The 13,908-nt window shown below is 69.8% G+C and carries 12 protein-coding genes; 7 read left to right on the top strand and 5 right to left on the bottom strand.

The window, feature by feature from the left end:
• Positions 1–2 precede the first annotated feature (2 nt).
• From dapF to BLV31_RS15800, 3 genes are all read left to right on the top strand, one after another.
• The gene (dapF, locus tag BLV31_RS15810; RefSeq protein WP_006551305.1) at positions 3–869 is read left to right on the top strand and encodes a diaminopimelate epimerase; all 867 of its coding nucleotides are present in this window, start codon (positions 3–5) and stop codon (positions 867–869) included.
• A gap of 105 nt (positions 870–974) precedes the next feature.
• Complete coding sequence (gene hflX, locus BLV31_RS15805; RefSeq protein ID WP_006551306.1) at positions 975–2,441, top strand: GTPase HflX; 1,467 nt, start codon at positions 975–977, stop codon at positions 2,439–2,441.
• Complete coding sequence (locus BLV31_RS15800; protein WP_064060791.1) at positions 2,441–3,481, top strand: hypothetical protein; 1,041 nt, start codon at positions 2,441–2,443, stop codon at positions 3,479–3,481. The genes hflX and BLV31_RS15800 overlap by 1 nt, the downstream gene beginning before the upstream one ends.
• 52 nt (positions 3,482–3,533) lie before the next feature.
• On the opposite strand, the gene BLV31_RS15795 is transcribed toward BLV31_RS15800, so the two are convergent.
• From BLV31_RS15795 to BLV31_RS15780, 4 genes are all read right to left on the bottom strand, one after another.
• On the bottom strand, positions 3,534–3,791 hold the full coding sequence (locus BLV31_RS15795) for an HPr family phosphocarrier protein (protein ID WP_006551308.1): 258 nt from the start codon (positions 3,789–3,791) through the stop codon (positions 3,534–3,536).
• A 103-nt stretch (positions 3,792–3,894) separates the two neighbouring features.
• On the bottom strand, positions 3,895–5,985 hold the full coding sequence (locus BLV31_RS15790; protein WP_006551309.1) for a PTS fructose transporter subunit IIABC: 2,091 nt from the start codon (positions 5,983–5,985) through the stop codon (positions 3,895–3,897).
• A gap of 8 nt (positions 5,986–5,993) precedes the next feature.
• On the bottom strand, positions 5,994–6,983 hold the full coding sequence (pfkB, locus tag BLV31_RS15785; protein ID WP_064060792.1) for a 1-phosphofructokinase: 990 nt from the start codon (positions 6,981–6,983) through the stop codon (positions 5,994–5,996).
• Complete coding sequence (locus BLV31_RS15780; protein ID WP_064060812.1) at positions 6,980–7,747, bottom strand: DeoR/GlpR family DNA-binding transcription regulator; 768 nt, start codon at positions 7,745–7,747, stop codon at positions 6,980–6,982. Before BLV31_RS15780 ends, pfkB begins: the two co-directional genes overlap by 4 nt.
• A 133-nt stretch (positions 7,748–7,880) precedes the next feature.
• On the opposite strand from BLV31_RS15780, the gene ptsP reads away from it, so the two are divergent.
• The 3 genes from ptsP (at position 7,881) to BLV31_RS15765 (ending at position 12,263) form a co-directional block, all read left to right on the top strand.
• Positions 7,881–9,548, top strand: a complete 1,668-nt coding sequence (gene ptsP / locus BLV31_RS15775; protein WP_064060793.1) for a phosphoenolpyruvate--protein phosphotransferase — start codon at positions 7,881–7,883, stop codon at positions 9,546–9,548.
• 108 nt (positions 9,549–9,656) lie between these two features.
• Positions 9,657–10,949 carry a solute carrier family 23 protein gene (locus tag BLV31_RS15770; protein ID WP_064060794.1) on the top strand — a complete coding sequence of 431 codons (1,293 nt, stop codon included), beginning with the start codon at positions 9,657–9,659 and terminating at the stop codon, positions 10,947–10,949.
• A gap of 171 nt (positions 10,950–11,120) precedes the next feature.
• The gene (locus BLV31_RS15765; protein ID WP_064060795.1) at positions 11,121–12,263 is read left to right on the top strand and encodes an acyl-CoA dehydrogenase family protein; all 1,143 of its coding nucleotides are present in this window, start codon (positions 11,121–11,123) and stop codon (positions 12,261–12,263) included.
• 76 nt (positions 12,264–12,339) lie between these two features.
• On the opposite strand, the gene lexA is transcribed toward BLV31_RS15765, so the two are convergent.
• Positions 12,340–13,050, bottom strand: a complete 711-nt coding sequence (gene lexA / locus BLV31_RS15760; RefSeq protein ID WP_064060796.1) for a transcriptional repressor LexA — start codon at positions 13,048–13,050, stop codon at positions 12,340–12,342.
• A gap of 253 nt (positions 13,051–13,303) precedes the next feature.
• Between lexA and BLV31_RS25465 the strand changes: the two genes are divergently transcribed.
• The gene (locus BLV31_RS25465; protein ID WP_248846224.1) at positions 13,304–13,867 is read left to right on the top strand and encodes a LysM peptidoglycan-binding domain-containing protein; all 564 of its coding nucleotides are present in this window, start codon (positions 13,304–13,306) and stop codon (positions 13,865–13,867) included.
• Positions 13,868–13,908: the final 41 nt, after the last annotated feature.

Raw genomic sequence — 13,908 nt, 5'->3', positions numbered from 1 at the left:
GCATGGAGTTCAGCAAAGGGCACGGAACCGAGAACGACTTCGTGATCCTTCCGGATCCCGACGCCCGCCTGGACCTCGACGCAGGCCGGATCGCGGCCCTGTGCGACCGGCGTCGCGGGCTCGGCGCCGACGGTGTGCTCCGCGTGGCCCGGGCCGGGGCACTGGTGTCGGCCGGCGCGCTCGGAGAACTGCCCGAGGGCACCGACGCCGACGACTGGTTCATGGACTACCGCAACGGCGACGGATCCATCGCCGAGATGTGCGGCAACGGTGTGCGGGTGTTCGCGCACTATCTGACCGCGCACGGGTTCGAGGACCGCCGCGAGTTCGTCGTCGGCAGCCGGGCGGGAGGCAAGCCCGTCACCGTGCACGAGACAGGACCGGTCCTCGGCGAGGTGACCGTGGACATGGGGACGGTGCGCACCCTCGGCGAGTCGGCGGCGACCATCGACGGGCGGGTCTATCCGGGCATCGGCATCGACGTCGGCAACCCGCACCTCGCGTGCGTGGACCCGCACCTGAACGACACGAGCCTTGCCGGTCTCGACCTCACCTCGCCCGGCTTCGACCCGGGCTTCTTCCCGCACGGGGTCAACATCGAGTTCCTGACCCCGATCGCGGCCGGGACGGTCCACATGCGCGTCCACGAACGCGGCGTGGGGGAGACCCGCTCGTGCGGAACCGGCACGGTGGCCGCGGCTGCTGCGGCCCTGCGCTTCGACGGCGCATCCGACGGCGCGGTGCAGGTGCGGATCCCCGGTGGCTCGGTCGAGGTGCGCATAGAGAACGGTCGCGCCTGGTTGCGCGGGCCGTCTGTGCTGGTCGCGACGGGAGAACTCGACGACACCTGGTGGTCGGCGCCGATCTGATCGGCGCCGCTCGGCCCGGCCGGCGCGCACTTGGGTACCCCCCGCGCGGATGCGGCAGAAAAACTCGAATGCACCGATTCGGGCTTCGTGACACCATGGAGGTGTATGACGAACACACAGCGCATGCATCGCGCAACCACAGATGACAGCACTCCGACCGCGTACGACGCATCCGGAGGCTGGACCGCCGAGGATCCGTCCGTCGGCGAGATGCAACTCGAAGACCGTAGCGCGTTGCGGCGTGTGGCCGGTCTGTCCACCGAACTCGAGGACATCACCGAGGTCGAATACCGCCAGCTCCGACTCGAGCGTGTCGTGCTCGTCGGTGTCTGGACGGGCGGAACGGCCGCCCAGGCGGAAGCGAGCCTGGCCGAGCTGGCCGCGCTCGCCGAGACTGCGGGCTCCGAGGTCCTCGAAGGCCTGGTCCAACGTCGTGACCGGCCCGATGCCTCCACCTACATCGGCTCCGGCAAAGCCGACGAACTCCGGGAGATCGTCCTGTCCACCGGCGCAGACACCGTGATCTGCGACGGCGAACTCACCCCCGCCCAGCTCACCGCGCTGGAGAAGGTCGTCAAGGTCAAGGTCATCGACCGGACCGCGCTGATCCTCGACATCTTCGCCCAGCACGCCACCTCGCGAGAGGGCAAGGCACAGGTCTCCCTCGCACAGATGGAGTACATGCTCCCGCGTCTGCGTGGCTGGGGCGAATCGATGTCGCGGCAGGCCGGTGGACGTGCCGGCAGCAACGGCGGTGTGGGCCTGCGCGGTCCCGGTGAGACGAAGATCGAGACCGACCGTCGCCGGATCCGTGAGCGGATGGCCAAGCTCCGTCGCGAGATCAAGGCGATGAAGGCCGCGCGCGACACCAAGCGCACCCGGCGTCTGCGCAACAAGATCCCGTCCGTCGCGATCGTGGGATACACCAACGCCGGTAAGTCGAGCCTGCTCAACAAGCTCACCGGCTCCGGTGTCCTGGTGCAGAACGCACTGTTCGCGACCCTCGACCCGACGACCCGCCGGTCGGCGCTGCCCGACGGCCGCGAGTACGTGCTCACCGACACCGTCGGTTTCGTCCGGCACCTCCCGACCCAGCTGGTCGAGGCGTTCCGGTCGACTCTCGAGGAGGTCGCCGACGCCGATGTGCTGCTCCACGTCGTCGACGGCTCCGACCCCATGCCCACCGAGCAGATCAAGGCGGTGCGCGAAGTCGTCACCGAGGTACTCCGCGAATCGGACGCACCGCCGCCGCCGGAACTGATCGTCGTCAACAAGATCGATGCCGCCGACCCGGTCACCCTGACGCAGTTGCGCAGCGCGATCCCCGGCGCGGTGTTCGTCTCCGCGCACACCGGCGTGGGCGTCGAGGAGTTGCAGACCCAGCTCGCGGGTCTGCTCGAGGATCCCGACGTCGAGGTGAAGCTGCTCCTGCCGTACACCCGCGGTGATCTGCTCGCGCGCATCCATTCGGACGGTCAGATCCTGTCGTCCGAGCACGAGGTGGACGGCACGCGGGTGCACGCGAAGGTGCCGGCAGCGCTGGCGTCGGCATTGGTCGACTTCGCGGCCTGATGCGGGTCGTACGCCGGGCGGCGCTGCTCGCTGCCGTCGCGGCGTTCGTGCCGGTCTCGCACGCAGGCGCGCAGGACACCGGGATTCCGGTCGCGGATCTGCCGACCGAGATGCTGTGTACCCCCGACGATCCCGTGCTCACCGAACTGTCCGGCCTCGCGACGATCGGCGACCGGCTGTTCGCGACGCCCGATGCCGGGGAGGACGAACGCATCGTCGAACTCGACGACGATTGCTCGGTGCTGCAACGCGTTCCGTCGCCCGTCGATCCCTACGACGTCGAGGATCTCGCCGCGGGGCCCGACGGCCGGTTGTGGCTCGGGGATCTCGGCGACAACACCCGCGTCCGCGAGACGATCGCGCTCATCTCCCTCGACCCCGACACCGGGCAGGGAGATCTGCACCGGCTGACCTATCCCGACGGTCCCCGCGACGCCGAGACCGTGCTCGTCTCCGCGACAGGCGAACCTGTGATCGTGACGAAGGCGCTGTTCGGCTCGAGCAATGTCTACCGGCCCGCACGCGGACTCACGATCGACGGCCTCCCCGTGCCGGGACCTGCCCCCCTCGAGAGGGTCGGGTCGCTGGCACTCGGACCGTCGGACACCCCCGGCGGTCCCATTCCCGGTGCGTCCTCCTCGATGATCACCGGCGGTGCGGTCAACGCCGACGGGACGGTCGCGGCGGTCCGCACCTACACCGACGTCTACCTGTTCCACGTCCCCGACGGCGATCTCGCGTCCGCTCTGGTCGCCGGTCCGCGCTTCCGCGTCCCGGTCCCGGACGAACCGCAGGGCGAAGCCGTCGCATTCACCGCCGACGGTGACCTGGTCACCGCGTCCGAGCGCGGCGCGGCAGGCACGGAGAATCCACCGATCCGTATCCGTCGCGGTGCGACCGATCTCTTCGCACCCGCGGACGACGATGCCGCGGACGAGATGTCGCCCGCGGCACTGCCGGTCGTCGGTGCGGGCGTGGCCGCCGGAGTCATCGCCCTCGGGGTGCTCGGACTCGTCGTCCGGCGCCGCGCCCGCCGCTGAGATCAGACGCCGCGACCGCGGCCGAGATCAGACGCCGCGACCGCGGCTGAGATCAGGCGTCGAGGTCCGCGGCGACCAGCTCCGCGACCTGCGCGAGGACCGCGTCGTCATCGCACGAGATCGTGACCTGCGTGCCCTTTTCTGCGCCGAGCGTCATGATCATCAGGGCCGAACCGGCGTCGACGGGCTCGCCGCCGTCGACCGCGAGGGTCACGGGGACACCGGCCGCGACCACGGCCTCGGCGATGATCCCTGCAGGACGGGCGTGCAGGCCGATGGACGAACCGACGGCAACGGTGGTGCTGGGCATGGGAATCTCCTTCGTGGTGGGGAAGTGCAGGAAGTTGGGTAGATCAGGCGCGTGCCGCTGTGATCAGGAGCGTGCCGCTGTGATCAGGAGCGTGCCGCTGTGATCAGGAGCGTGCCGCTACGGGCTGGGGGTTCGCCTCGTCGGCGGCAACCCGGGCGGGACGCGTGATCGACTTGGCGATACTGACCGCGAGTGCGGCGACCACCGTACCGGCTGCCAGTGCGATCAGGAACCACACGACGCGGTCCATCGCGAACAGCACGAACAATCCGCCGTGGGGAGCGGTGAGCGTGACACCCGTCGCCATGACGATGCCGCCGGTCACGGCGCCGCCGAGCATCATCGACGGGATGACCCGGAACGGGTCGGCCGCCGCGAACGGGATGGCGCCCTCCGAGATGAACGATGCACCGAGCAGCCAGGCGGCCTTGCCGTTCTCGCGTTCGGCCGTGCTGTAGAGACGCGGACGCACCAGCGACGACAGTGCCATGGCGAGCGGCGGAACCATACCGGCGGCCATGACCGCCGCCATGATCTCGAGCGAACCGGTGTTGGCGACGTCGAGACCCGCGACCGCGAAGGCGTAGGCGGCCTTGTTGACCGGTCCGCCGAGGTCGAAGCACATCATCAGGCCGAGGATCGCACCGAGCAGCACCGCGGAACCACCGGACAGACCGTTGAGCCAGTCGGTGAGACCGGTCGTGATCGCGGCGAGCGGGCGACCGAGCAGCAGGAACATGAGCCCACCGACGATCAGGCTCGCGAGCAGCGGGATGATCACCACAGGCATCAGGCCACGAGCCCAAGTGGGCAGCGGGATACGGCCGACCCACAGGGCCGCGAAGCCGGCGATGATGCCGCCGACCAGACCGCCGATGAAACCGGCGCCGACGAAGACGGCCACCGCACCGGCGGTGAAGCCCGGAGCCAGACCCGGACGGTCCGCGATCGCGAAGGCGATGTACCCGGCCAGTGCCGGGACGAGGAACGAGAACGCCAACGAGCCGATCTGGTACAGCACCGCACCGAGATAAGTGCCGAGCCCACCCTCGGGAAGGTTGGTGAGCGTGTTGTCGAGGACGATGTCGGCGGCCGAGTCGGTGATGTCGGGACCGGCGAGCAGGAAGCCCAGAGCGATGAGCAGACCACCGGCCGCGACGAACGGGATCATGTAACTCACACCGGTGAGCAGGATCTGCCGCAGCCGGGTACCCCAACCGAGGTCGCTGCCGCTCTCCGACTCACCCGCCGGGGCGCCCGCGGTGCCCTCGACGGTGCGTGCGGACGGATCGGTGGCGGCCCGCAGGGCCTCGTCGACCATGGTGTCCGGTTCGTTGATCGCGCGCTTCACGCCCGATGCGATCACGGGCTTCCCGGCGAACCGTTCGCGGCCCTTGACCCCCACGTCGGTGGCGAAGATGACGGCGTCGGCGCCGGCGATCACGTCGGGGGGCAGGGGAGTGCTGCCGCTCGATCCCTGCGTCTCCACCCGGACCGTCACGCCCGCGCGTTCACCGGCGGCGGCCAGCGCATCGGCGGCCATGTAGGTGTGCGCGATACCGGTCGGGCACGCGGTGACCGCGACGATCGTGCGGCCTCCGGGCTGTTCCGCGCTCTGCGGAGGCGCGACCGCCGGCTTCGCAGCGGCTGTCGGTGACGGCTGTTCCGGCGCTGCGGTCGAGCCGGCAGGAGCGCTGCCCGACGACTCCGGTCGGGGCGGGAGGACGTCCTCGACCAGCGCGATGACCTCGTCCGCGGACGCGGCCGCGCGCAGCGACGCGACGAAGTCCGGGCGCACGAGTGCACGAGCGAGAGCGGTGAGCAGCTTCATGTGGTCGCCGCCCGCACCTTCGGGCGCGGCAATGAGGAAGACGAGGTCGGCGGGTCCGTCGGGCGCACCGAAGTCGGCCTTCGGGGACAGCCGGGCGAAACCGAGCGACGGCGTGGTCACCGCTTCGCTGCGTGCGTGCGGGATCGCGATCCCGCCGGGAAGGCCGGTGGCGGACTTGGCCTCCCGTTCGAGAACGGCCGCGGTGAGTGCGTCGGCGTCGGATGCGCGACCGTTCGCTGCGAGACGCTCGGCGAGCGCGGCGATGACGGAGTTCTTGTCGGATCCCAGGTCTACATCGAGCGAGACGAGTTCCGTGCCGATGATCGAGGAACCGCCTGCGGAGCCGGAGGTGGTGTCGGACATGACGTTCCTTAGGAGTGGGAGGGGAGCGGTCGGGGTCGGCGGTGGACGTCGGTGACGTGCACTCGGGATGGATCGACGGAATCGGGTGTGGGCAGGGCTGTTCCGGGGAGCATGACGGCTGCGGTTCCGTACGCCACGGCGAGGCGCAGGCACTCGTCGGGGGTGTGACCGGCCTGCTCGGCGAGCAGATATCCGGCGAGCGACGAGTCGCCCGCGCCGACCGTGCTGCGGACCGTGACGTCGTCGGCGGTGGCCCGCCACGCGCCGGTGGCGGTGACCAGCACCGCGCCCGCACCGCCGAGGGTCGCGAGTACCGCGCCGACCCCGCGTTCCACCAGCACCCGTCCCGCGTCGACCACGGCGCCGACGTCTCCTGCGGCGGCGCCGGATTCGAGTTCGTGGGCGTCCGCGCCGGTGAGCTGGGCCAGTTCGTCGGCGTTCGGCTTGATCACGTCCGGGGCCGCCGCGGGGAACCGCTCGGCGAGGGCGAGCAGTGGCCGCTCGGAGGTGTCGACCGCGATGCGGCATCCGAGACCGCGCAGGGCACCCACGAGATCGGCATACCACGACTCGGGCACACCGGGAGGAAGAGAACCGGACAGGACGGTCCACGCGGCTCCCTGCGCGCATTCCAGCAGGACTGCGTGCAACTCGCCGAGTGTGCTTCCGGTGCAGGGGGTTCCGGGTTCGTTGAGTTTGGTCGTGGTGCCGTCGGGTTCGGCGACGGTGATGTTGTTGCGCGTCGGCCCGGAGGTGGGCACGGCCCGATGGGCGATGCCCTGCTCGTCCAGCGCGGCGAGCAGAGGATCGCCGGCGTTGGCCGGGAGAACGGCGACGACCTCGGTCGTCGCGGCGTGCAGCACACGCGCGACGTTGATCCCCTTGCCGCCCGGATCGACGGTGGATCGCTCGGTGCGATGCACCTTCCCGCGCTCGAGCGGGCCCGTCAGCCCGACCGTGCGATCGAGACTGGGGTTGGCCGTGAGCGTGACGATCATGTCGTCACCACCTCGATTCCGTGTTCGATGAGTTGCCGACGGTCGGTGTCGTCGAGATCGGTGTCGGTGACCAGAACGTCGATCGGTTCGAGCGACGCGAAGCTCAGCAGATTGCGCCGACCGACCTTCGACGAATCGGCGACCACGACGACCCGGTCGGCGGTGCGCACCATCGCGCGCTTGACCGCGGCCTCGTCGGCGTCGGGGGTGGACAGGCCGTGGTCGATGCTCAGCGCGTTGGTGCCGATGAAGGCCACGTCGACGTGCACCGTCGACAAGGTGGCGAGGGCCTCGGCACCCACCGCGGCCTGCGTGACACCGCGGACGCGACCGCCGAGCAGGTGCAGCTGCACGGTGCTCATTGCGGCGAGGCGCGCGGCGATCGGCACCGAGTTGGTGACGACGGTGAGGTCGAGCTCGGGCGGCAGCGCTCCGACGATCCTGCCGGTCGTGGTGCCGGCGTCGAAGAGCACGCTTCCGCCGGACGGCGGGAGGAAGGACGTCGCGGCGGCGGCGATGCGGTCCTTGTGTTCGGCGCGGGTGTGTTCGCGCTCGGAGAGGGCAGGCTCGGCCACCGAGAGCGAGGCGGCCGGGATCGCGCCGCCGTGAACCCGCCGCACGAGCCCCAGGCGTTCGAGGTGTGCGAGGTCGCGGCGCACGGTCTCGGTGGTGACGCCGTACCGGTCGGCGAGCACTGCGACCGACACGCGGCCACGTGCCGCCACCAGTGCTGCGATCGCCTGCTGCCGTTCCTCTGCGTACACCGACACTCCTGGGGGTACCCGATCTGTGGGGAAAACAATGTTGGTTTATGTTGTTTTACGCCCGTCCGTGTTGACATGTCAAGGCTTCCGAGTAATCTGAGTCACAACGAACTACTGCGGTGAGGAGATCTCCATGGAGCAGTCGGCGTCCGTCCTGCACGGCACCCCCGTCGTCCCCGGTATCGGATACGGGCCGGTCATCCGTCCCGTCGCGCGTCCTGTGGTCCCGGCGCAGGGCGCCTCGATCCCCGACACGGCGCGCGAGGCCGAGGTGGGCCGGTTCGAGGACGCCGCGAAGGTCGTGGCCGAGCGGCTGCGCGCCCGCGCCTCGCGTGCATCGGGTGCCGCGGCAGAAGTGCTCCAAGCCACCGCTGTGCTGGTCGAGGACCGCGCCTGGCGCGGGGCGACCGCGACGAAGATCCGGTCCGGGTCCGACGCGGTCGGTGCCACCGTCGCCGCCACCGACCAGTTCGCGGCCCTGTTCGAGAAGATGGGCGGGCTGCAGTCCGAGCGGGTCACCGACCTGCTCGACATCCGCGACCGCGTGATCGCCGAACTGCAGGGCGCCCCCGAACCCGGTCTCGAGATGCCCGATTCGCCGTCCGTGCTCCTCGCGGCCGATCTCGCACCCGCCGACACCGCCGGACTCGACCCGTCCGTCGTCGTCGCGCTGGCCACCTCCCTCGGAGGACCCACGAGCCACACCGCGATCATCGCGCGCCAGCTCGGCATCCCGTGTGTCGTCGCGGTGGCAGGTCTCGACGACGTCCCTGCCGGCACCGAGGTGCTGGTCGACGGCGCGACGGGCCGGATCGTGATCTCCCCGGACAGCGCCGAGGCCGCAGCCGAGGTCGAACGCGACCGCGTCGAGCGCGAGCGGGTGGCGGGCTGGTCCGGTCCCGGCGCCACCGCCGACGGTCACCCGGTCGAGATCCTCGCCAACGTGCAGGACGGATCGGGTGCCCGTGCGGCGCGCCGGACGCCGGCGCAGGGCGTCGGACTGTTCCGCACCGAGTTGTGTTTCCTCGACCGCGACACCGAACCGACGGTGGACGAGCAGGCCGACATCTATGCAGAGGTCTTCGAGGCGTTCGAGGGACGGAAGGTCGTCCTGCGGACCCTCGACGCCGGCTCCGACAAGCCCCTCCGGTTCGCCAACCACCCCGACGAACACAATCCCGCCCTCGGCGTCCGCGGTATCCGCATCACGACCACGGCGCCGGGAGTCCTCGATCGTCAGCTCGACGCGGTGGCCGCCGCGGCCTCGCGCACCGGCGCCATGCCGTGGGTCATGGCACCGATGGTGGCGACCGTCTCGGAGGCGGCCGATTTCGCCGCGCGGGTGCGCGAGCGCGGGCTGTCTTCCGGCGTCATGATCGAGGTTCCGTCCGCGGCGCTGCTCGCCGATCGGTTGCTCGAACACCTGGACTTCCTGTCGATCGGCACCAACGACCTCGCCCAGTACACGATGGCGGCCGATCGGATGTCGCCGCAGCTGGCCGCACTCACCGACCCGTGGCAGCCCGCGGTGCTCGCACTCGTGGCCCGCGCGGCGCAGGCCGGGGCGGCCGCGAGCAAGCCGGTGGGGGTGTGCGGCGAGGCGGCGGCCGACCCGCTCCTCGCCTGCGTCCTGACCGGAATGGGCGTGACGTCCCTGTCGTGCGCCGCGTCGGCGGTGACGGGTGTCGGCGCCCGGCTCTCCTCGGTCCCGATGGACCGTTGCCGTGAGGCGGCCGAGGCGGTCCTCGCGAGCGACGACCCCGTCGCGGCACGTGCCGTGGCAGCGAAACTGCTGGACTGAGCGGCGCGGCCGGGACGGCCTGTTCTACGCGGCCGGGACGGCCTGTTCTACGCGGCCGGGGCGGTCTGTTCTACGCCGATGAGGCTGCCGGTTCTACGATGACCTGTCGTGACCGAACGAGCGAACACGACCGGACGCACGACCACACGCCGCGGCTGGACCCTGCACGGCGACGGACGTCGCATCAACCCCGGTGCGGTGGTCGCACCGCACGAGCGACTGTCGTGGCCGCGCACCATCGGCATCGGGATGCAGCACGTCATCGCGATGTTCGGCGCCACCCTGCTCGTGCCGACTATCACGGGCTTCCCCGTCACGACCACGCTGCTGTTCTCCGGTATCGGCACCGCGCTGTTCCTGATCATCACGCGCGGCCGGGTGCCCAGCTATCTCGGTTCGTCTTTCGCGTTCATCGCGCCGCTCAGCGCCTCGGCCGGTTCCGGTCCGGCAGCGCAGCTCGGCGGGATCGTCGCCGTCGGTATCGTGCTGGTGCTTGTCGGCCTCGTGGTCAAGGCGGCGGGTTCGCGCATCATCGACGCGGTCATGCCGCCGGTGGTCACCGGGGCGATCGTCGCCCTCATCGGCCTCAACCTCGCGCCGACGGCCACCGGATCGTTCGAAGCCCAACCGCTCGTCGCCACGATCACGCTCGTGGTCACACTGCTCGTGACGGTGGTCGGCCCGGGCATGCTCGGCCGCCTCGGCATCCTCGTCGGTGTGATCGTCGGATGGATCTTCGCGGCGTTCACCGGGGCGATCGCGTCCGAGCGCATCGACGCCATGCGCGACGCGGCGTGGTTCGGCCTGCCCGATCTGCACGGCCCCACCTTCGAACTGTCGGTCGTGCTGTTGGCGCTGCCCGTCGTCGTCGTGCTGGTCGCGGAGAACGTAGGCCACGTCAAGGCGGTCGCCGCGATGACCGGTCGAAACCTCGACGACATGGCCGGCAATGCGCTCATCGCCGACGGCCTTGCGACCACCCTCGCGGGTGCGGGCGGCGGCTCGGGCACGACCACCTATGCCGAGAACATCGGCGTCATGGCGGCCACACGCGTGTACTCGACCGCTGCATACGCCGTTGCGGCGGTCACCGCCGTCGTGCTGGCCTTCTCGCCGAAGTTCGGTGCGCTGGTGTTCACCGTGCCCGAGGGCGTCCTCGGCGGCGCGACCCTCGTGCTCTACGGCCTGATCGGCATCCTCGGTGTCCGCATCTGGACGGAGGCGAAGGTCGACTTCACGGATCCGGTCAACCTCACGGTCGCGGCCGCGGCGCTCGTCGCCGGCATCGGCGACCTGACCTTGTCGATCGGCTCGGTCGAACTCGGCGGTATCGCCTGGGGTTCGATCGGCATCCTCGTCGCGTACCCGCTGCTGCGCAGACTCGAGGATCTGCGCCGCTGACCGGAACCCGGCGCATCAGCCGACACCGACCCGTGCCCGCGGGTCGTTCGATACCGACGCGTACCCGCCGGGGTCGTCCGGGTCACAAAATGCGCTCGGTTGTGTCAGCGTCACCGCGCCCTCGTCTGCATACCGTGAGTATGTCGAACGACGTCTCACACAGGAGCGCAGATGCAACGCACCCTATTCGAGCCCGAGCACGACCTCTTCCGGGAGTCGTACCGGAAGTTCCTCGAACAGGAGGTGGCCCCCTTCCACGAGCAGTGGGAGAAGGACAAGATCGTCGACCGTGAGGTGTGGAAGAAGGCCGGCGCGCAGGGCTTCCTCGGCATGGCGGTGCCGGAGGAGTACGGCGGCGGTGGCATGGACGACTTCCGCTACAACGCCATCATGGCCGAGGAGACCACCAAGCTGGGCTTCAGCGGTCTGGGCTTCATGCTGCACAACGATGTCGTCGCTCCCTACCTGCTCGAGCTCGCCAACGAGGAGCAGAAGAAGCGTTGGCTCCCGGGCTTCTGTTCGGGTGAGCTGATCACGGCCATCGCGATGACAGAGCCGGGCACCGGCAGCGACCTGCAGGGCATCAAGACCCGCGCGGTGCGCGACGGTGACGACTGGATCCTCAACGGCGCCAAGACGTTCATCACCAACGGCATCCACTCCGATCTGGTGATCGTCGTCGCATGCACCGACCCGGAGAAGGGCGCCCAGGGCTTCTCGCTGCTCGTCGTCGAGCGCGGCATGCCGGGCTTCGAGCGGGGACGCAACCTCGACAAGATCGGCCTCGACGCTCAGGACACGGCGGAGCTCAGCTTCAACGACGTTCGCGTCCCGGCGGCCAACCTCCTCGGCCAGGAGGGCATGGGCTTCATCTACCTGATGCAGAACCTGCCGCAGGAACGTCTCGCGATCGCCGTCGTCGCCGCTGCTGCGATGGAGCGCGTGCTCGACGACACGATCCAGTACTGCCGCGACCGCAAGGCGTTCGGCAAGCCGATCGGCAAGTTCCAGAACACCCGCTTCGAGCTCGCCGAGCTCGCCACCGAGACCCAGCTGGCCCGGGTGTTCGTGGACCGGTGCATCGAGCTGCTCAACGAGAAGAAGCTCACCGTCCAGGAGGCCGCGATGGCCAAGTACTGGACCACCGACAAGCAGGTCGAGCTGATCGACCGCTGCCTGCAGCTGCACGGTGGCTACGGCTACATGCGCGAGTACCCGGTCGCCAAGGCGTACCTCGATGCCCGCGTGCAGAAGATCTACGGCGGCACGAACGAGATCATGAAGGAAGTCATCGGGCGCGGCCTCAACGTCTGAGGCACGTACGAGAAGGTCGGGGTGGCTCCGCTGTGCGGAGCCACCCCGGTCTCGTTCGTCGCCGGTGGCCCGGGGATCAGATCTTGCGGACGACCGTGACGACCTTGCCGAGGACGACTGCGTCGTTGCCCGGGATGGGTTCGAACATCGGGTTGTGCGGCATGAGCCAGACGTCGCCGTCGACCCGCTTGAACGTCTTGACGGTGGCCTCGCCGTCGAGCATCGCGGCGACGATATCGCCGTTGTCGGCGACGTTCTGCTGCCGGACGACCACCCAGTCGCCGTCGCAGATGGCTGCGTCGATCATCGACTGGCCGACGACCTTGAGCAGGAACAGCGAGCCCTGACCGACGAGTTCGCGCGGCAGCGGGAAGATATCCTCGACCGATTCCTCGGCCAGGATCGGACCACCGGCAGCGATCCGGCCGACGACGGGAACCATTGCCGCCGAAGGGATGTCGTCGGTCGACGAGCCGGCGACCACCTCGGGCGAGGACTCGGGTGCGGGGGTGGGCTCGAGACCGCGGACGTCCACGGCACGCGGACGGTTCGGATCCCGGCGCAGGAAGCCCTTCCGTTCGAGCGTGCGCAGCTGGTGTGCGACGGAGGATGTGGAGTTGAGGCCGACGGCGTCGCCGATCTCACGGATGCTCGGCGGGTACCCCCGTTCGCTGACGGAATCGCGGATGACCTCGAGCACACGACGCTGACGCTCGGTGAGGCTCGCGGTGGGATCGTCGGTCGCGGGTCCGCCCCGGCGGGCTGTGGATGTTCCGTCCGCCTTCATCGTGACCTCCGTGCGGCGAGTGTCGGATGGGTTGCAAGTTGCCTTTCGAATCTATCGAGATCCCGCGCGTATATCAAACAGATGTTCGAGATTCACCCTCCGAGGAGCTGCCGTCAGGCTGTGACTCGTGATAGAACATTCGAACAGACTTTCGTTCGAACACATGATCGAGTGGTCGGACGGGGTCGGAAGACCACGCACAGCGACACGGACGGGGTCGGAAGACCACGCACAGCGACACGGAGGATTTCCGATGAGCAGAGCGGTTCGGATCGACACGGCGGTTCCGGTGGGTACGGCGCGACAGGGCGCGGTGGTCCGAACCGGTGCCTCAGTCCGGACGAGCACGGCAGGGCGGACCGTCGTGGGCCCGCCGGGAGCAGGTGCGCCCGGGGCGGCGGCATATCGCATCCGGCCGATCGCGACGTCGACGCTGCACCATCGCACCCGTGTCCCGGCGCGGACGAGACCGCGCGTCGCCGCGCCCTCGCGGGAACCCCTGCACCGCCGTTCGGAGATCGCACCGCGCAGTCGCCGGCCTGCGGAGGGGACGAGTTGGCGGCAGATGGCCACGACGGTGCTCCTCACCGCGCTCGCGACCACGATGCTCCTCGTGCTCGCCCACGTGCGCACCGATGAGGTGATCTCGCAGAGCGCCGGCACCACGGTCGTGCGAGAGGGGGAGAGTTTGGAGGCCTTGGCCGCTCGCGTGTGGCCCGACGTCACGGTCGCGAGGATCGCCGACCTCAACTCGCTCGACGGTACGGCCGTGCAGGCCGGAAGCCGCCTCCTCTTGCCGGATTCCAGCCGGGAATGAGGGCGTCGTGGCCCCGCCGGACCCGCGATCCGCTCCCGAGC

Origin of the sequence: Rhodococcus pyridinivorans (assembly GCF_900105195.1) — a bacterium.
GTDB classification, from domain to species: Bacteria; Actinomycetota; Actinomycetes; order Mycobacteriales; family Mycobacteriaceae; genus Rhodococcus; species Rhodococcus pyridinivorans.
This window is presented reverse-complemented; position numbering and strand designations above follow the sequence as displayed.